The 18,587-nt window shown below is 58.0% G+C and carries 18 protein-coding genes; 9 read left to right on the top strand and 9 right to left on the bottom strand.

Features of this window, described 5'->3' with window-relative positions; translation table 11 throughout:
- Nucleotides 1-211: 211 nt before the first annotated feature.
- The 4 genes from hupB to clpP all read right to left on the bottom strand — a co-directional run bounded on the left by hupB (nt 212) and on the right by clpP (nt 5,807).
- The gene (gene hupB / locus G6L97_RS04650) at nt 212-487 is read right to left on the bottom strand and encodes a DNA-binding protein HupB (protein ID WP_003496481.1); all 276 of its coding nucleotides are present in this window, start codon (nt 485-487) and stop codon (nt 212-214) included.
- A 288-nt stretch (nt 488-775) separates the two neighbouring features.
- Nucleotides 776-3,193 carry an endopeptidase La gene (lon, locus tag G6L97_RS04645; RefSeq protein ID WP_003512645.1) on the bottom strand — a complete coding sequence of 806 codons (2,418 nt, stop codon included), beginning with the start codon at nt 3,191-3,193 and terminating at the stop codon, nt 776-778.
- Between the two features lie 412 nt (nt 3,194-3,605).
- Entirely contained in the window at nt 3,606-4,883 is a 1,278-nt protein-coding gene (clpX, locus tag G6L97_RS04640) for an ATP-dependent Clp protease ATP-binding subunit ClpX (protein WP_003512644.1), read from the bottom strand.
- Between the two features lie 291 nt (nt 4,884-5,174).
- Nucleotides 5,175-5,807 carry an ATP-dependent Clp endopeptidase proteolytic subunit ClpP gene (gene clpP, locus G6L97_RS04635; protein WP_003496491.1) on the bottom strand — a complete coding sequence of 211 codons (633 nt, stop codon included), beginning with the start codon at nt 5,805-5,807 and terminating at the stop codon, nt 5,175-5,177.
- A 455-nt stretch (nt 5,808-6,262) separates the two neighbouring features.
- On the opposite strand from clpP, the gene G6L97_RS04630 reads away from it, so the two are divergent.
- Complete coding sequence (locus tag G6L97_RS04630) at nt 6,263-7,510, top strand: GGDEF domain-containing protein (RefSeq protein WP_065704702.1); 1,248 nt, start codon at nt 6,263-6,265, stop codon at nt 7,508-7,510.
- A gap of 85 nt (nt 7,511-7,595) precedes the next feature.
- Nucleotides 7,596-8,849, top strand: coding sequence for a cytochrome P450 (locus G6L97_RS04625; protein WP_065704705.1), 1,254 nt, complete (start codon nt 7,596-7,598; stop codon nt 8,847-8,849).
- 58 nt (nt 8,850-8,907) lie between these two features.
- On the opposite strand, the gene G6L97_RS04620 is transcribed toward G6L97_RS04625, so the two are convergent.
- The 4 genes from G6L97_RS04620 to G6L97_RS04605 all read right to left on the bottom strand — a co-directional run bounded on the left by G6L97_RS04620 (nt 8,908) and on the right by G6L97_RS04605 (nt 11,727).
- A complete protein-coding gene (locus G6L97_RS04620) occupies nt 8,908-9,276 on the bottom strand; it encodes a cupin domain-containing protein (RefSeq protein ID WP_003512641.1) in 369 nt (122 codons plus the stop codon).
- Between the two features lie 15 nt (nt 9,277-9,291).
- Nucleotides 9,292-10,575 carry an O-acetylhomoserine aminocarboxypropyltransferase gene (locus tag G6L97_RS04615; protein ID WP_003512640.1) on the bottom strand — a complete coding sequence of 428 codons (1,284 nt, stop codon included), beginning with the start codon at nt 10,573-10,575 and terminating at the stop codon, nt 9,292-9,294.
- Between the two features lie 73 nt (nt 10,576-10,648).
- A complete protein-coding gene (locus G6L97_RS04610) occupies nt 10,649-11,083 on the bottom strand; it encodes a CoA-binding protein (protein WP_025593243.1) in 435 nt (144 codons plus the stop codon).
- 497 nt (nt 11,084-11,580) lie between these two features.
- Nucleotides 11,581-11,727 carry a hypothetical protein gene (locus G6L97_RS04605; protein ID WP_162163069.1) on the bottom strand — a complete coding sequence of 49 codons (147 nt, stop codon included), beginning with the start codon at nt 11,725-11,727 and terminating at the stop codon, nt 11,581-11,583.
- A 239-nt stretch (nt 11,728-11,966) separates the two neighbouring features.
- Between G6L97_RS04605 and G6L97_RS04600 the strand changes: the two genes are divergently transcribed.
- The 6 genes from G6L97_RS04600 to G6L97_RS04575 all read left to right on the top strand — a co-directional run bounded on the left by G6L97_RS04600 (nt 11,967) and on the right by G6L97_RS04575 (nt 16,934).
- Nucleotides 11,967-12,803, top strand: a complete 837-nt coding sequence (locus G6L97_RS04600) for an EamA family transporter (RefSeq protein ID WP_065704708.1) — start codon at nt 11,967-11,969, stop codon at nt 12,801-12,803.
- Nucleotides 12,804-13,054: 251 nt separating this feature from the next.
- Nucleotides 13,055-13,519 (top strand): 50S ribosomal protein L13, encoded by a 465-nt coding sequence (gene rplM / locus G6L97_RS04595; RefSeq protein ID WP_038490710.1) that lies wholly within the window; start codon nt 13,055-13,057, stop codon nt 13,517-13,519.
- A 2-nt stretch (nt 13,520-13,521) separates the two neighbouring features.
- Nucleotides 13,522-13,989, top strand: a complete 468-nt coding sequence (gene rpsI / locus G6L97_RS04590) for a 30S ribosomal protein S9 (RefSeq protein WP_003512631.1) — start codon at nt 13,522-13,524, stop codon at nt 13,987-13,989.
- Between the two features lie 131 nt (nt 13,990-14,120).
- Nucleotides 14,121-15,074 carry an agmatinase gene (speB, locus tag G6L97_RS04585; RefSeq protein ID WP_174002773.1) on the top strand — a complete coding sequence of 318 codons (954 nt, stop codon included), beginning with the start codon at nt 14,121-14,123 and terminating at the stop codon, nt 15,072-15,074.
- Nucleotides 15,075-15,145: 71 nt separating this feature from the next.
- Complete coding sequence (gene argC / locus G6L97_RS04580) at nt 15,146-16,078, top strand: N-acetyl-gamma-glutamyl-phosphate reductase (protein WP_065704711.1); 933 nt, start codon at nt 15,146-15,148, stop codon at nt 16,076-16,078.
- Nucleotides 16,079-16,088: 10 nt separating this feature from the next.
- On the top strand, nt 16,089-16,934 hold the full coding sequence (locus G6L97_RS04575) for an aminoglycoside phosphotransferase family protein (RefSeq protein WP_111783134.1): 846 nt from the start codon (nt 16,089-16,091) through the stop codon (nt 16,932-16,934).
- Between the two features lie 6 nt (nt 16,935-16,940).
- Here G6L97_RS04575 and G6L97_RS04570 read toward each other — a convergent pair whose 3' ends face one another.
- Nucleotides 16,941-18,059 carry a COX15/CtaA family protein gene (locus tag G6L97_RS04570; RefSeq protein WP_065661568.1) on the bottom strand — a complete coding sequence of 373 codons (1,119 nt, stop codon included), beginning with the start codon at nt 18,057-18,059 and terminating at the stop codon, nt 16,941-16,943.
- A gap of 227 nt (nt 18,060-18,286) precedes the next feature.
- On the opposite strand from G6L97_RS04570, the gene G6L97_RS04565 reads away from it, so the two are divergent.
- Complete coding sequence (locus tag G6L97_RS04565; protein WP_003512618.1) at nt 18,287-18,499, top strand: DUF2842 domain-containing protein; 213 nt, start codon at nt 18,287-18,289, stop codon at nt 18,497-18,499.
- The last annotated feature ends 88 nt before the right edge of the window (nt 18,500-18,587 follow it).

The following is an 18,587-nucleotide window of genomic DNA, read 5'->3' as shown; positions in this document are numbered from 1 at the left end:
GCGCCGTGTGACCGGATGGAGGCTACACAGGCGCGCTCTCCTACTTTCAAGTACATCTTGCCGGTTCGAAAAAAGGGCTATCCGAAAAAGCATTTCGAAAAGCCGCCCGGTTTACGTGCCGGCATGATGGCGTCAGGGCGTCAAAACATGTTTCCTCGTGAACCAGAAAAGCCGCCCGCCCGCCGCCGGACGTCACGGCCTTTCGGAAACCTTACGAGTTGACGGCGTCCTTCAGGCCCTTGCCTGCGGAAAACTTCGGTACGTTGCGAGCCGGGATATCGACTTCAGCACCCGTGGAAGGGTTACGACCCTTGGAGGCTTCACGACGGCTTACGGAGAAGCTGCCGAAGCCAGCGAGACGGATGTCGCCACCGCTCTTCAGTTCGTTCTGTACGGTTTCGAATACGGCATCAACAGCGGAAGCAGCATCTGCCTTCGTGAGACCAGCCTTTTCGGCAACAGCAGAGACGAGCTCGTTCTTGTTCATGTTTCCACCCCTTTCAATGGTTTGAAACGACTCAAATTAAGCCGGCGCAGAATACGTCTGTATCCGCGCGCAGCAACTCAAAAGCGCTGGAATCGCCTGAAAAACAAGGGGTCTGCGGGGTTTTTCACAAAAAAGGCCGACATTTCTGCCGGCCTTTCCCTTAAACGTGCCAATTTCGCACCAGTTCTGCGAGCATCAAAGAAGCATCGCGCCTTTCGGCATCTAACACATTGAATCTACGCACAGGTGTCGCGAAAACCGATTCTGGCTTTCACAACCACTTGGCAATCAATGTGCGATCGTCTGTCCGCCCTCGTCGACACCGTCGACAGTTGCGATAACAGGCGTTTCGATGCTGCCGTCCCACTCGATTGGCTCGGGCATGCGAAGCAGCGCGTGCTTGATGACCTCACCCATGCGAGAAACCGGGATGATCTCCATCTCGTTCTTCACATTATCAGGAATATCCGCCAGGTCCTTGGCGTTTTCTTCCGGGATGAGCACCTTCTTGATGCCGCCGCGAAGCGCCGCAAGCAGCTTTTCCTTCAGGCCGCCGATTGGCAGCACGCGACCACGAAGTGTGATCTCGCCCGTCATCGCCACATCCTTGGAGACCGGGATACCGGTCATGATGGAGACGATGGCGGTTGCCATGGCGACACCGGCAGACGGTCCATCCTTCGGGGTAGCCCCTTCCGGAACGTGAACGTGGATGTCGCTCTTGTCGAAACGCGGCGGTTCGATGCCGAAGTCCACGGCGCGCGAGCGGACATAGGATGCCGCTGCCGAAATGGATTCCTTCATCACTTCCTTGAGGTTGCCGGTGACCGTCATGCGGCCCTTGCCCGGCATCATCACGCCTTCGATGGTGAGCAACTCACCGCCGACTTCCGTCCATGCCAGACCGGTGACGACACCAACCTGATCCTCACGCTCGGCCTCGCCGTGGCGGAACCGCGGAACGCCCAGATAATCCGGGACATTGGCTGCGGTGACTTCCACGGACTTGACCTTGCCCTTGATGATCTCGGTCACGGCCTTTCGCGCAAGCTTCATCAACTCGCGCTCGAAGCTGCGCACGCCCGCCTCGCGGGTGTACTGCTGGATCACGATCATCAGAGCGTCGTCGCTCACCGAGAACTCTTCCGGACGCAGGGCATGTTCCTTGATCGCCTTCGGCAGCAGGTGACGCTTGGCGATTTCGCGCTTTTCGTCCTCCGTGTAACCGGCGATGCGGATCACTTCCATACGGTCCATCAGGGGACCTGGAATATTCAGCGTGTTGGCCGTGGTCACGAACATCACGTCGGACAGGTCGTATTCCACTTCAAGATAGTGGTCCATGAAGGTGGAGTTCTGTTCCGGATCGAGCACCTCCAGCAGTGCGGAAGACGGATCGCCACGGAAATCCATGCCCATCTTGTCGATCTCGTCGAGCAGGAAGAGCGGATTGGACTTCTTGGCCTTCTTCATCGACTGAACGATCTTGCCCGGCATGGAGCCGATATAGGTACGGCGATGACCGCGGATTTCCGCCTCATCACGCACACCACCCAGCGCCATACGCACATATTCGCGGCCGGTCGCCTTGGCGATCGACTTGGCGAGCGAAGTCTTGCCGACGCCGGGAGGACCGACGAGGCACAGGATCGGGCCACGGATCTTCGAAGCGCGAGCCTGCACGGCCAGATATTCAACGATGCGTTCCTTGACTTTGTCCAGACCGAAATGATCCTGATCGAGGACCGCCTCGGCGCTGTTGAGATCAACCTTGACCTTCGACTTCTTGCCCCAGGGCAGGCTGAGCAGCCAGTCCAGATAGTTGCGCACGACAGTCGCTTCCGCAGACATCGGGCTCATCTGGCGAAGCTTCTTCATTTCCGCCTCGGCCTTATCCTTGGCCTCCTTGGAAAGCTTGGTCTTGGCAATGCGCTCTTCCAGTTCGGCCATCTCGTCACGGCCATCCTCGCCGTCGCCGAGCTCCTTCTGGATCGCCTTCATCTGTTCGTTCAGATAATATTCGCGCTGCGTCTTCTCCATCTGGCGCTTGACGCGCGAGCGGATACGCTTCTCGACCTGAAGCACGGAAATTTCGCCTTCCATGAAGCCGAGCGCTTTTTCAAGCCGCTGCTTCACGCTGACGGTTTCCAGCATTTCCTGCTTTTCGGTGATCTTGATCGACAGGTGCGACGCAACAGTGTCGGCCAGCTTCGAATAATCGTCGATCTGGCCGGCAGCGCCGACAACCTCGGGCGAAATCTTCTTGTTGAGCTTCACATAGCTCTCGAACTCCGAAACAACGGAACGCGACAGCGCCTCGATCTCAACCGGGTCTTCCGCAGGCTCCTGCAGCGGCGTCGCAGACGCTTCGTAGAAATCCTCGCGGTCTGTATAGGCCTCGATCTGGGCGCGACCCTTGCCTTCCACAAGCACCTTCACGGTGCCGTCAGGCAGCTTCAGCAGCTGGAGAACGTTAGCGACCGTGCCGACCTTGTGGATGGCTTCCGGGGACGGATCGTCATCGCTGGCGTTGATCTGGGTAACAAGCATGATCTGCTTGTCCGAGCCCATGACCTCTTCGAGAGCGCGAATGGATTTTTCCCGCCCGACGAACAGGGGAACGATCATATGCGGGAAAACGACAATGTCGCGCAGGGGAAGTACCGGATAGATACCGCCGGATGCCGCAGACGTGATGTTCGTCATATCATTTCCTTTCATGGTCCCTTTCAGGACACTTTGCCTGACGTCTTGGGGCGTCCGGCATATTCATTTCTCGAGACTGAAAGTGGAGTTTCGGAACGCCGATTTCAAGTCACCGGAAGAGACGACCCCGCGCAACGGCACGGCCGTAAAATTCAAACAAATACAGCGCCGGCTATTACTCCCGACATTTCCGGTTATCCCACAGGATCAGGAACCGGGTCGCCGACGGTAATTCACATTTCCGTCATATCGCGCTGCAAATCAGTTTTAAGACTTTATCAGCAAAGCGCAATCCGCTCCAAACGCAAAATCGGGTTACTCCAAGTTAGCGGCAAGTTTCGCACCTGCCACAACAGAAAAGGCCCACACGAGTGCGGGCCTTTTGAATTCATCAAAGCGTCGGATCGGTCAATCAAGCCGAAACATTGGCCTTTTCTTCCTGACGATCCGCATAGATGTAGAGCGGGCGAGCGATGCCGCTGACGACATCGTTGGAGATCACCACTTCGCGCACGCCTTCCAGCGTCGGCAGTTCGAACATGGTATCCAGAAGGATCTTTTCCATGATCGAGCGCAGACCGCGGGCACCCGTCTTGCGGGTAATCGCCCGGCGGGCAATCTCGCGCAACGCGTCCTCGTGGAAGGTCAGTTCCACATCTTCCATCTCGAACAGACGCTGATACTGCTTGACCAGCGCGTTCTTCGGCTCGGACAGGATCTGGATCAGCGCATCCTCATCAAGGTCCTCCAGCGTCGCCAGAACCGGCAGACGGCCGATGAATTCCGGAATAAGACCGAATTTCACCAGATCTTCCGGCTCCAGTTCGCGCAACACCTCGCCAACGCGGCGATCGTCTTCCGCCTTGACGGTCGCACCGAAGCCAATCGAGGTCTTTTCGCCCCTGGCCGAGATGATCTTGTCCAGGCCGGCAAACGCGCCGCCGCAGATGAACAGGATGTTGGTCGTATCCACCTGCAGGAATTCCTGCTGCGGATGCTTGCGGCCGCCCTGCGGCGGAACGGAAGCGACCGTGCCTTCCATGATCTTCAGAAGCGCCTGCTGAACGCCCTCGCCCGACACGTCACGCGTGATCGACGGGTTATCCGACTTGCGGGAGATCTTGTCGACTTCGTCGATATAGACGATGCCGCGCTGGGCGCGCTCAACATTGTAATCCGCAGCCTGCAACAGCTTGAGGATGATGTTTTCCACGTCCTCGCCGACATAACCGGCTTCGGTCAGCGTCGTTGCGTCTGCCATCGTGAAGGGAACGTCGATGATGCGGGCGAGCGTCTGGGCAAGATAGGTCTTGCCGCAACCCGTCGGACCGACGAGCATGATGTTCGACTTCGCAAGCTCGACATCGCCATTCTTGGAGGCGTGCGCGAGGCGCTTGTAATGGTTGTGAACGGCCACCGACAGGATCTTTTTCGCCTGCTTCTGGCCGATGACGTATTCGTCGAGGATCTTGATGATGTCCTGCGGGGTTGGAACACCCTCGCGCGACTTCACCATCGACGTCTTGTTCTCCTCGCGGATGATGTCCATGCACAATTCGACGCATTCATCGCAGATGAATACCGTCGGTCCGGCAATGAGTTTCCGGACTTCGTGCTGGCTCTTGCCGCAGAATGAACAATAGAGTGTATTCTTAGAGTCGCCGCCGTTGCTGCCGCTGACTTTGCTCATATCACTTTCCTTCCAGCACGCCGCAGGTCCGCCAAACGGATCGCGGTCAACTTACCGCCCGCCGATACGGCCGCCCTTGGGTGCATCGCCGTATCCGCCTCGTTTCCCGGGGTACTAACCGGTATCAGATACATGAGCTGACAACCGGCTGCAACGAATTCCCCATCAAACCAAAGGCCACGTCATAAAAATTCAACACAGCCTTTATATATACTAATATCGCTTTCTGTTGCGGTTGAAAGCCCCGAAATTACTTTGCGGGGTTAAACAACCGTCAAAAAGCGTCGCGCCTTAATTCGCGGCGGCGCCTTCCATTTCCTGGCGCGAGGTGAGGATCTTGTCGATCACACCCCAGTCCTTGGCCTCGTCGGCATCCATGAAGTGGTCGCGATCAAGGGTTTTTTCAACCTCTTCCAGCGTACGGCCGGTGTGCTTCACGTAGACTTCATTAAGGCGACGCTTCATTTTGATGATGTCGCGGGCGTGACGCTCGATATCCGAAGCCTGCCCCTGGAAGCCGCCGGAGGGCTGATGCACCATGATGCGGGCGTTCGGAGTTGCGAAACGCATTCCCTTTTCGCCAGCGGCCAGAAGCAGCGAGCCCATGGATGCGGCCTGGCCGACGCAAAGCGTAGAAACGGCAGGGCGGATGAACTGCATCGTATCGTAGATCGCCATGCCGGCGGTCACGACGCCACCCGGCGAATTGATGTAGAGCGCGATTTCCTTCTTCGGGTTTTCAGCCTCGAGGAAAAGCAGCTGCGCGCAGACGAGCGAGGCCATCTGGTCTTCCACCGGTCCGGTGAGGAAAATGATGCGTTCCTTGAGAAGACGGGAAAATATGTCATAGGAGCGTTCGCCGCGATTGGTCTGCTCTACGACCATCGGCACCAGAGCCATGGCGGTATCAACTGGATTTTTCATGTCCGTCCTTTGTCAAACTCTGCCCTTCGCGGAAAACCGCTCCGGAATCACTTCTAACCTTCGTTCTCCCTACATAGAGTGTCCCTGCCCGGTACTTCAAGACACGAAGCCGCATATCCTTAACGGCTCAACAGCGTTTACGGGCGTTTTCCACCCGCGGGGTAACGGCTATGGACAAGCCGATGCCAACCGGACCATTCTCTGTCGCCCGCATTATTTTTTAACAGGAGCAAACCGCAAACGCAAAAACCGGTGTGTTGCCCAGATATAACTTCTCACTGGCAAGAACTCGTTAGGTATTTGCGGCTGATACTACGCCCGCGAATTTCCGGTTTCCCGTCAGGGGGCGGGAGCCTCTTTTGAGGCGAAATGGCATCTCCACCAATTCGGCGGGCATTGCGCACATCGTGCCGCGAACCGCTTTTACGGCATGATAGCGCAGATAGGATTTTGCAATGCTGGATGCAAAGACGGGCATGCTGCTTTGGGCGTCGGAAACGCTGACCCTTGCCCTGCTGCTGGGAACCCTGTGGCTGCACCGCCCTGCCCGCCGGCACAATATCTATTTCGCCGCCGGTTTTGCCGCAACGAGCGCCGGCACGGTGATGGTGGCGCTGCGCGGCGATATTCCCAACTTCCTGTCGATCGAAGTCGGCAATACGCTTGCCCTTTCGGCCTTCAGTTTCTGGCTCGCCGGTCTCCTGTCCTTCGAACAGCGCAAGACCGCCGGCTGGATCGCCATTCCGGCGCTGTTATGGGTGGCGGGCATGCTGATCGGCCCCGTACGCGAAAACATGGTCCCGCGCATCCTGCTCTATCACATCTGTGCCGCCACCGGTTATTTCATGCTGGCCGGCATTCTTCTGGCCAGCAAGGCACGCGCGTCATTCAGCCGCAAGGTGCTGGCGGCCACCTTCATCGTGCAGGCGTTTTGCGGGGCGCTCGTGGCGTCCATCGTCATTCCCGTCAACGCCGCAGCCCCCAACGCCATTCCGCTGACGGCAGCGCTCGCCTTTTCAGGCATTCTCGGCTTTACCATCATCGTCATGATGAGCGCCAAGATCATCATGGAAGACACGGAAACCCGCCTGCACCGGCTGGCCATGACCGACCACCTGACCGGCGTCCTCAACCGGCGAGGGCTGCTTGAAGAGTTCGAACACATCAAAAAAAGGTCGCCCGGCTCCAGCCGTTACGTGGCGCTGGCGCTGTTTGACATCGACCATTTCAAGAAGATCAACGACAAATACGGCCATCAGTCGGGAGACGCGGTGCTTGTGCATTTTTGCAATATGGCGCAGCGGGTCATCGGTGAGCGCGGCCTGTTCGTCAGGATGGGCGGAGAAGAATTCGCGCTCGTCGCCGAAGTGGAAAGCCCCTCCAGCACCGTGACGCTTGCGGAAGCCATCCGCAGCAACCTGCGCCTTTCGAAGATCAGCGCACGCGGCGAAAACATCGAGGTCACGACCAGCGTCGGCATATCCGAAGCCATGATCAAGGATGCGGATCTGAGCGTGATGATGACGGAGGCCGACCGCGCGCTTTACGCGGCCAAGAAGGCCGGCCGCAACCGCACCGTGATCCACGTCAATTCAGCCAATGTTGTCGTCCCCTCTCCGGACCGGGACGAAAACCCGATGGACAACAATGCCAACCGGCAGGTTGCGGCGCTGAACCGGATAGCGGCCATCGCCAACCGGTGACAAAGTAACCGCACAGTGACATGCGGATAAACACACGAAACGGCATTTTCACGCCCTTCCCAAAGTGCGGCGCGCGGAATAAACCATGGACATGACAGCGACATTTCCCTTTCTCAAAATCGATCCCGCCACGCGTCGTGTTTCACTCGATGCCCGCAATCCGGCTTTCTACAACGATCCGAACCCGGTTTATGCTGCCCTGCATGCCCAATGTCCCACTTTCTATTGGGAAGAGCAGCGGCAGTGGTTTTTCACCGAATACGACCATGTCAGCGCCCTCCTGCGCGACCGCCGGTTCGGACGGCAGATCCTGCATGTTGCGAGCCGCGAGGAGATCGGTCTGGCAGAGCCGCTCGAGCATGTGAAGCATTTCGACGCCGCAGAGCAGCACTCGCTTCTGGAGCTGGAGCCGCCGGAACACACACGGCTGCGCACCCTCATCAACCGCGCTTTCGTTTCGCGGCATGTCGACAAGATGAAGCCAGAAATAGAGGAACTCGCCAACCGGCTGATCGACGCCTTCGAAAGAAACGGCGAGACGGAACTGCTTTCTTCCTATGCCGATATCATCCCGGTCACGATGATCGCGCGCATGATCGGCATTCCCGAGGAAATGGGACCGCAGCTTTTGAAATGGTCACATGCCTATGTCGGCATGTACATGTTCAAGCGCACGCCCGAGGACGAGCTTCTGGCCGACAGGGCCGCACATGAGTTTTCAGACTATGTGCGCAGTGTGATCGCGGAGCGCCGGGCGGAGCCGAAAGACGATCTGCTGAGCCACATGATCCATACGGAGCACAAGGGCCAGTATCTGACCGACGACGAGCTGATCTCGACCACCATCGTTCTGTTGAACGCCGGGCACGAGGCGACGGTGCACCAGATCGGCAATTCCGTGCGCATCATTCTGGAAAGCGGCATCTCGCCCGACACACTTTTCCACGACGAGACGGCAACGGAACGCACGGTGGAAGAAACGCTGCGTATCTGCGCGCCCGTCCATATTTTCCAGCGCTGGGTTCTGGAGCCGGTCGAGATCGATGGCGTGGAATTCAAACGCGGCGACAAGGTCAGCCTCATTCTGGCGGCCGCCAATCTCGATCCGGCCAAGTTTTCCGATCCCCTGGCATTCAGGCCGGACCGAAACGAAGGCGCCAACGTCTCCTTCGGCGCCGGCATCCATTTCTGCATTGGCGCGCCGCTGGCAAGGCTGGAGCTGAACCTAGCCTTGCCTCTGCTTTTCAAGCGACTGCCGGGACTGAAGATTGCCGAGCCACCCAGGGTCAAGGACGTCTATCACTTCCATGGTCTGGAACGGCTCGATCTCAGCTGGTGACAGCCACGCCGGGAACAACCTTTATCCCGGCGATGGACCAATAGAAATCATCCGGCCCCTACAACCGGATGACATAATCCTTGCGGGTCGTTTCGACGACCTCCCAGGTTCCCTTGAAGCCCGGCCGCAGGACCAGCCTGTCGCCCGGTTTCAGGTCGCGCGGGGATCCGCCATCCTCCGTCAGGATCGAGTGACCCTCGAGAATGTTGAAATATTCCCATTCGTCATAGACCACCCGCCATTTGCCGGGTGTCGACTGCCAGATGCCGGCATAGATGCCACCGGGCGCTTCCTCCAGATTCCACGTGGTGAATTTGGGGTCGCCGGAAATCAGCCTTTCCGGTGCGGGTGCACTGTGCTCCACCTCCGCCTCGACATCACTGGCCGTAGCGGTTCGTGTATCTTCGAATGCGAGAAAATTCGTCATGACGACCCCGGTCTCTCAGAGCTTCGCAAGCGATTGTTCGAGATCGGCGATGATGTCCTTGACATCCTCGATGCCGATCGAGAGGCGCACCACATCCGGTCCGGCACCCGCCGCCGTCTGCTGTTCCGGTGTCAGCTGCGCATGTGTCGTGGAAGCCGGGTGGATGACGAGAGAGCGTGTATCGCCGATATTGGCGAGATGGGAGAAGAGTTGCAGACCTTCCACCAGCGCCTTGCCGGCGGCATAACCGCCCTTGATGCCGAAGGTGAAGACGGAACCAGCGCCCTTTGGCGAATAATGCTGCTGGATTGCGTAGTTGTCGCTGTCCTCCAGCCCGGCATAATGCACCCAGCCCACCTTGGGGTGCGCTTTCAGCCATTTGGCGACGGCCAGCGCATTATCGGAGTGGCGCTGAACGCGCAGCGGCAGGGTCTCTATGCCCGTGAGGATGAGGAAGGCATTGAAGGGCGAGATCGCAGGGCCGAGATCGCGTAAGCCAAGAACGCGGCAGGCAATCGCGAAGGCGAAATTGCCGAAGGTCTGGTGCAGCACGACGCCGGAATATTCTGGGCGGGGCTGCGACAGCGACGGATATTTATCCGTGGCCGACCAGTCGAAAGTGCCGCCATCGACGATGATGCCACCCATGGAATTGCCATGGCCGCCGAGGAATTTCGTCAACGAATGCAATACGATATCCGCGCCATGTTCCAGCGGCCGCAACAAATAGGGGCTTGCCATGGTGTTATCGACGATGAGCGGCAGGCCGTGACGATGGGCGACATCTGCAATCGCGGCGATATCCACGAATGTGCCGCCCGGGTTGGCGAGGCTTTCGATGAAGATGGCGCGTGTGCGGTCGTCGATCTGCCGTTCGAAAGTGGCCGGATCAGCCGCATCGGCCCAGCGCACCTGCCAGTCGAAACCCTTGAAGGCGTGGCCGAACTGATTGATGGAGCCGCCATAAAGTTGGCGTGCCGCGACGAAATTGTCGCCGTGTTGCAGCAATGTGTGGAAAACCAGCAATTGCGCGGCGTGACCGGATGCAACGGCAAGTGCCGCCGTGCCGCCTTCAAGCGCTGCGACACGCTCCTCCAGAACCGCCTGGGTTGGGTTCATGATGCGCGTGTAGATATTGCCGAACTCTTTTAATCCGAACAGCGCGGCTGCGTGATCGGCGTCACGGAAGGCATAGGCCGTTGTCTGGTAGATCGGCGTCGCGCGCGCACCGGTGGTCGGATCGGGCTGTGCGCCCGCGTGCACGGCCAACGTTGAGAACCCGGGATTGCTGCTCGGCATGATGTTTCCTCCAATGATATTTTGGAGGGATCATAATGCCTTGCCGCCAAATGATAAGTCCAATCCGTACCAACTATCGCACAATATTGAGACGCGGATACTCAATTGCGGGGCAACGGTCCATCACCACGTTCATGCCGTAGGCCTCGGCCTTGGCCGCCGCATTGTCGTCTCTGACCGACAGCTGGCCCCAGATCACCGATGGCCGCTGCGGCAGCAATATCGCCTCTTCGACAATTGCCGACAAATATTCCGGCGCCCGGAACACATCGACCATATCAACGGGTTCCGGAATGTCGGCAAGCCGCGCATACACTTTCTGCCCCAATATCTCCTTGCCCGCCTGACCGGGATTGACCGGAAACACGCGGTAACCCTTGGACAGCAGAAAGCGCATGACGCCGTGGCTCGGCCGATCCGGATTGGGAGAGGCGCCAAGCAGGGCGATGGTCCTGACATCCGTCAGAATTTTTCTGAGGTAATCCGGTTCATAGGTATCATGCTGCATGTCGACTTTTCCCTCTGCCATATCGCGCGGTTCAAGGACCTCATGCGCCGGCTCGACGCTCAATGGCCCCGCGAGAATTGCCTCTCCCGCATAAATCCGCGGACGAGCTTTTCGCACCGCTTTTTTGCGGCCGCTTTCCTAAATCTAGGAACCCTCATCCTTCTCTTGAACCCCTGCCCGAATGAAAATATTGAACAAGCCGGACTCGTGGTGTCACGAAAGTACACCTAGTTTGCGCAAAATGATTTCACAAAAACACCTTAAGCGGCGTTGTGCTGAGTATTTTTATCCAGTTTTTCAAAAGCATACATTTCGATGAATATTTGCTGAAACAACATTTGCGTGCATCTTATGCGCCCTTCGTCTCCTGTTTGTTTTCATTCCGTTCACCGATGCATTAGGCGTATCTAATTTTCAGAAAGTTATTCTGTAAATCAAGTTATAGGTAAAACTGTAACGTTGTAGCGAGCCATTCAGTAATGAATTGAAACTTCTTTTCATTTTGAGCCTGCATGTGCTCGCTTGATTGATACAGTTTTATCTTCTGGATATGGGCAATTTTGAGCAGGAATAATCGCCGCAATCGGTCGCATTTTTGCAAAAAACACGTTCCACAGCAAAACCATAAGCTGTGCATCCGGCATCGGCGCGTATGTCCTGCTGATGAAATCGTGAGCACGGCCGCATATCGCCTCTCGCACAGTTACCCACTCCATCCCGCAACACGCACAAACCCGAAACTTGACACGCGTCATAATCTGCAAAGAAGCAACCGCTTACGACAGGAGGATTTGCGTCTCCCACAGCCACCACGGAAAATGGATTCCGGTTTTCAAGCCGATGCTGTAGGTTGCCTGGAATAGCCCATGAGCGAGTCTCTATCGTGACATTTGACATTCTAATTCTGGTGCTTCTGGGCGCGATATTGCATGCCGGATGGAATGCGCTGGTAAAATCCGGATCCGACAAGTCGCTGGACGCCTCGCTGATCGCGGCGGGCGCCGCAGCTTGTTCTTTACCCTTCCTGCCCTTCCTGCCGTTTCCTGCGCCGGTGGCCATTCCCTTTCTCATTGCCTCGGCCGTTCTGCAATTTGCCTATTTCCGCCTAGTCGCCGCCGCCTATACGATCGGCGATATCGGCCTCGTCTATCCCGTCATGCGTGGCGTGGCGCCGCTGATCGTCGCAGCGACGAGCAGCCTTTTCCTCGGCGAGATTTTAAGCCCGCTTGCGCTTGCCGGGATTGCCATCATTTCCGGCGGCATCCTGACGCTTGCCTTCGAGGCGCGGCGCGGCGGCGGAAAGGCGATCATTGTCGCGCTCATCAACGCCTTCGTGATTGCCTCCTACACCTTCGTTGATGGTGTCGGCGCAAGGCTTTCCGGCAATGCGATTTCCTATACGCTGTGGATGTCGCTTCTGCCGCCCGTCCTCCTCTTTGGTTTCGCCTTTTACCAGCGCGGCGTAAGCGCCGTTACGCAGCATGTGCGGCGAAACTGGTGGCGCGGCCTGATCGGCGGCGGCGGCTCCATCCTCTCCTACGGGCTGGCGCTCTACGCCATGACCAAGGCCCCCGTCGCCGTCGTCGCGGCGCTGCGCGAAACCTCAATTCTGTTTGCGCTGGTGATCTCCGTCGTCATCCTCAAAGAACGCGCCAGCGTCTGGCGTTATCTCGCTGGCGGCATCATCGCAGCGGGTGTTCTGGTCATGCGGCTGGGATGAAACAGGTAAATCTATGGGGTAAAATAATACCACATAAATAAACCATTGTTTTTATTGATTTATTTTTACAGTCAGCAAAATCCGTCATATTGACGCTTCATCCAGCACACCGTATAAGCGCGCCAGATCGGATTCCAAAGGGAATATGGTCATTTGCGGTCGCCTTCGGGTGACCAAACCAAGCAACAAGAAACGCCCGTATGCTCTTACTTTAAAAGAGGATGACGGGTCCACGTTAGAAAGTGAAATCCATGTCTACTTTCGTTCAGAAGCCTGCTGAGGTGGAGAAGAAGTGGGTCATCATCGACGCCGAAGGCCTCGTTGTTGGTCGCCTCGCCACCATCATTGCAACCCGCCTGCGCGGCAAGCACAAGGCCACCTACACCCCCCACGTCGATGATGGCGACAACGTCATCGTCATCAACGCGGAAAAGATTGCCTTCACCGGCAACAAGTACTCCGACAAGAAGTACTACTGGCACACCGGTCACCCGGGTGGCATCAAGGAGCGTACGGCTCGCCAGATCATCGAAGGTCGCTTCCCGGAGCGCGTCGTTGAAAAGGCCGTCGAGCGCATGATCCCGCGCGGCCCGCTCGGCCGTCGTCAGATGAAGAACCTGCGCGTTTACGCCGGCTCGAACCACCCGCACGAAGCACAGCAGCCCGTCGTTCTCGACGTAGCCGTGCTCAACAAGAAGAACGTAAGGAGCGCCTGATAATGGCCGATCTTTCCTCTCTGAAAGACCTCGCCCCTGCATCGGAAGCTTCTGCTCCCGTGCACGTCCGCAAGGTTGACACTCTCGGCCGCTCCTACGCGACCGGCAAGCGCAAGAACGCCGTTGCCCGCGTATGGGTAAAGCCGGGTTCTGGCAAGATCATCATCAACGGCCGCGATTTCACCACGTATTTCGCACGTCCGGTTCTGCAGATGATCCTTCAGCAGCCGATCGTTGCCGTTGCACGCACGGGCCAGTTCGACATCATCGCTACCGTTGCCGGTGGTGGTCTGTCCGGTCAGGCCGGTGCCGTTCGTCACGGTCTGTCCAAGGCCCTCACCTACTTCGAACCGGGCCTGCGCGCCGTTCTGAAGAAGGGTGGCTTCCTGACCCGCGACAGCCGCGTTGTCGAACGTAAGAAGTACGGTAAGGCCAAGGCCCGCCGTTCGTTCCAGTTCTCCAAGCGCTAATCGCTTCTCGGAACCGTTCGTTCAAAACTTCGAAAAGGCGGGGCTTCGGCTCCGCCTTTTTTCATTGCCATCCTCCTTGTTTTTTCGGCGAGAAGACAGCACCCTCAGCGCAAACCGCAATGGGGTGATCAATGCCATCAAAAACCATCGACCATGCCTTCACCGCAGCAACGCTGACATCGGCTGCGACCGACCCGACCCATGCGGGCGTCCTCTCCTTCATGCGGCGCAAATATACCAAGATCCTCAAGGGCGTATCGACGGCCGTCTGGGGTGTCCCCTTTGATGCAGCGACATCCAACAGGCCGGGTGCACGCTTCGGGCCGCAGGCGATCCGCCGCGCCTCCGCGATTTTCGACAACGACCCGCAATATCCCTTTGCCCGCGATCTTTTCGCCCATATGCCGACCATCGATTATGGCGACTGCCTGCTCGACTACGGCAATCACTGGAAAACGCCTGATACGATCGAAAAGGAAGCGCGCAAGATCATCTCCAAGACGGATTATCTGCTGACGCTTGGCGGCGACCATTTCATCACCTGGCCGCTGCTGAAGGCGCATGTGGCAAAGCACGGCCCGCTGGCGCTGGTGCATTTCGATGCGCATCAGGATACCTGGTTCGACGACGGCAAACGCATTGACCATGGTTCCTTCGTGGCCCGCGCCGTGCGCGATGGTCTGATCGATGCCGATCGTTCCATCCAGATCGGCATTCGCACCCATGCGCCTGAGGATTTCGGCATCCGCATTCTCCACGGTTACGAGGTGGAGGAGATGCGGGCGAGCGACATCGCCTCGCTGATCATCAAGCACACGGCAGGCATGCCCACCTATCTGACCTTCGATATCGATTGCCTCGATCCAGCCTTCGCGCCCGGAACCGGTACGCCTGTGGCCGGTGGGCCGACAAGCGCCAAGATATTGTCCGTCCTTCGCGGACTCGGGCAGCTCGATATTCTCGGCTCCGATGTGGTGGAGGTCGCGCCCGCTTACGACCATGCTGATATCACTGCCATTGCCGGAGCGACCGTTGCAATGTATATGCTTGGCCTGCGCGCCGAACGGCTGGCGAAGGCCGGCTGAACCGACGCCCGGGCGCTTAGCAAACTGAATCCGATTACACTCGCAACCCTCTGAAAAGTCAGGACAAGGACATGACAGCGAAGATCTTCATCGATGGCGAACACGGCACAACGGGTCTGCAGATCCGCACGCGCCTTGCTGGTCGCCGCGATATCGAGTTGCTGTCCATTCCCGAAGCCGAGCGCCGCAACGCCGCTATCCGCGAGGACATGCTCAACAACGCCGACATTTCGATTCTCTGCCTGCCGGATGATGCTTCCAGAGAAGCTGTCACCATGGTGGCGGGCAACAACAATGTCCGCATCATCGACACCTCGACCGCCTATCGTATCCATAAGGACTGGGCTTACGGCTTTGCCGAAATGGACAAGGAACAGGGCGAAAAGGTTCGTTCCGCCCGCTTCGTCGCCAATCCGGGCTGCTACCCGACCGGCGCGATCGGCCTTCTTCGTCCGCTGCGCGCCGCCGGCATTCTGCCCGATGGTTATCCCGTCAGCGTCAACGCCGTGTCCGGATATACCGGCGGCGGCAAGCAGATGATCGCGCAGATGGAAGATCAGAGCAGGGAAGATGCGATCAGTGCCAACAACTTCCTCTATGGCCTGACGCTTGCACACAAGCACGTGCCGGAAATGACCATTCACGGCCAGCTGGACCGCGCGCCGCTGTTTGCACCCTCCGTCGGGCGCTTCCCGCAGGGCATGATCGTGCAGGTTCCGCTGTTTGCCGCCGACCTCAAGGACGGCGCGACCATCGAGACCGTGCATGCCGCGCTCACCGCCCATTATGCCGGACAGGACATCGTCAGCGTCGTTCCACTTGCCGAAAGCAAGGGGCTGTCCCGCATCGATGCCGAGGAACTGGCGGGCAAGGACACGATGAAGCTGTTCGTCTTCGGCACGCCGGGCGGCGAACACATCAATCTCGTCGCGCTGCTCGACAATCTCGGCAAGGGCGCATCGGGTGCGGCTGTCCAGAACATGGAGCTGATGCTCTCGGCATGAGGCTTTTTGCGTGAGCCGAGCTATCCCCTTTTTTCCGGCCTCGTGGAATATCGAGGCCGCAAAACAGATTGCCGATACGCCGGCCGGGGTGGTTTACGAAGTCAGACTTGGCAATGGTTCCCTTGCCATCGCCAAGGTACTTAAACACAAGGTTCTGAAAGACAGCCTTCGCGGGGCGGATTTCATCGAATGGCGGGCAGGTGTCGGCTGCGTGAAGCTGCTCGATCGCTCCGACGACATATTGCTCATGGAACATGCCGGCAATGAGACATTGCGCGACGTGCTTTTCCGCGACGGCGACGATGATGCCACGACCGCAATCGCCGCTGACGTTCTCCTTCACTATCACCAGCCTTCAACGCAGACGCCACCAGCAAGCCTGCTGACGCTGCCGCAATATTTCGAAAGTCTGTTCCGTAAAGCCGAGCACGATCGCAGCGAAGGCACGAACAGCCCCTATATCGAAGCCGCTTCGCTTGCCGAGGAGCTTATCGGGCACCAAAGCAATATTCGACCGCTGCACGGCGATCTGCATCACGAAAACATCATGCGCAGTGCGCGTGGCTGGATCATCATCGACCCGGCAGGCCTGATCGGCGATGAAGCACTCGACGTCGCCAACATGTTCTCCAATCCGCTCGACCGCTTCGATCTGACACGCAGCGAGGCACGCATCGCCTCCATGGCGTCGATTTTTGCGAAAGCGCTCAATCGGGACGAACGGGTGCTTCTACAATATGCCTTCGCCTACGGCTGCCTTTCGGCAGCATGGCACGAGGAAGATGGCAACACGCGCGAACGCGACGACGAACTGGCCGTCGCGACAACCATCAAGTCTGTCCTGAAGCAATTTTAAGGGTTTTCAGTCCCTGATCTCAACCGCGACAGGTGCCGGGTATTCGCCTAGGAAGCCGCGCCAATGGGCGACTGCAAAACCAAGCACAAGCAGCGCCATGCCCTGATGGGCGAGCGCCACATGAATGTCCACATGCATCAGAAGCGTGGTAATGCCGAGCGCCGCCTGAATGGAGATCAACACGAAGAACAGTACGGCGCGGCGGGCATGCGGCGTGCCGGGCAAGGCGCGAGCCAAGGACACCATATGCCACAGCGTGGCGGCAAACAGCGTATAGGCACCGAGGCGGTGGACGAACTGCACCGTCTTCGGGTTTTCGAACAAGTTGATCCACCAGGGCTGTTGCAGGAAAAGATCGCCGGGCACCAGGGAGCCGTCCATCAGCGGCCACGTGTTGTAGGACAGGCCGGCATTCAGCCCCGCCACCAGCGCGCCGAGATAAATCTGGAACAGACAGAGGAAGGTCAGCAGCGCGGCAAAACGGCGGCCGGTCGTTTCATTGGCAGCATCGGCCGAATGGTGCGACAGGCCGCGCAATATCCACATGCAGCCCGCAAAGATGAGGCACGCGATCGTCAGATGCGTTGCCAGGCGATATTGCGAGACATCCGTACGGTTGACGAGGCCGGAAGACACCATCCACCAGCCGACGAAGCCCTGAAAGCCGCCAAGCCCCAGAAGGCCGATGAGCGGCAGGCGCAAGCGCCTTTCGATGCGACCGGTCAGCCAGAAGAAGGCGAGTGGCAGGGCGAAGATGAGACCGATGGCGCGGGCAAGCAATCGATGCGCCCACTCCCACCAGAAGATCGTCTTGAACTCATCGAGCGACATGCCCCGGTTGATTTCCTGATATTGGGGAATACGCTTGTAGAGCTGGAATTCCTCTTCCCATTCGGCAACGGAAAGCGGCGGAATGGCGCCGTGGATCGGTTTCCATTCGGTAATTGACAGGCCAGACTCGGTCAGCCGCGTGGCGCCGCCGACAAGCACGAGACAGAACAGCGTGAAGAGAACGACGCGCAGCCAGATGCGCAGCAGGCGGCGATCCTTCTCCTGTTTCTGCAGGGCAGCCTCCACCACCATTTCCGCAGAACCATTTGCCATCGTCATGCCGCTCGAACGCATCTTTGAGGTCTCCATCATACAGTCATGTTGATTAGCCCCAACCGGCACCACAAAACAAGGCCTCAGGGTTTGCGGCATCCGGTCGCGGCGGTATAGTTGCGCCAGACACTAGATCGTCCTGTCTCTGCTTCGAATCACCAAGACGATCTAGATTTTTTGTTTTACGCATGTCTTTTCCCCAAAACCGATGACACTTTTGGGATACATGCTCGGTTACGGAAGATTTCATGCACCCTCGCCTCAGATCGCTCATCGGCACCATCGTCATCATCTGCCTCGTCGTCATCTACGCCGTAGCGGCGACGGCCATCGCGTCGGCGACGCTGGCGCAATCTCCATGGTGGGTGCATCTTGCCTACTTCGTGCTGAGTGGGCTTTTGTGGATACTGCCCGCCATGCTGGTCATCAAATGGATGGCCGGCTCCAAAAAACAGGAATAGGCACCTGCCTTCTACGGGACATCCAGAGGTCGCAATTTTATAAACCTCTTGTTTGCCGCTCAACGATATAGTCTCACCGAAACAACCG

It is taken from the genome of Agrobacterium tumefaciens, from assembly GCF_013318015.2.
In the GTDB taxonomy this organism is placed as follows: Bacteria; Pseudomonadota; Alphaproteobacteria; order Rhizobiales; family Rhizobiaceae; genus Agrobacterium; species Agrobacterium tumefaciens.
This window is presented reverse-complemented; position numbering and strand designations above follow the sequence as displayed.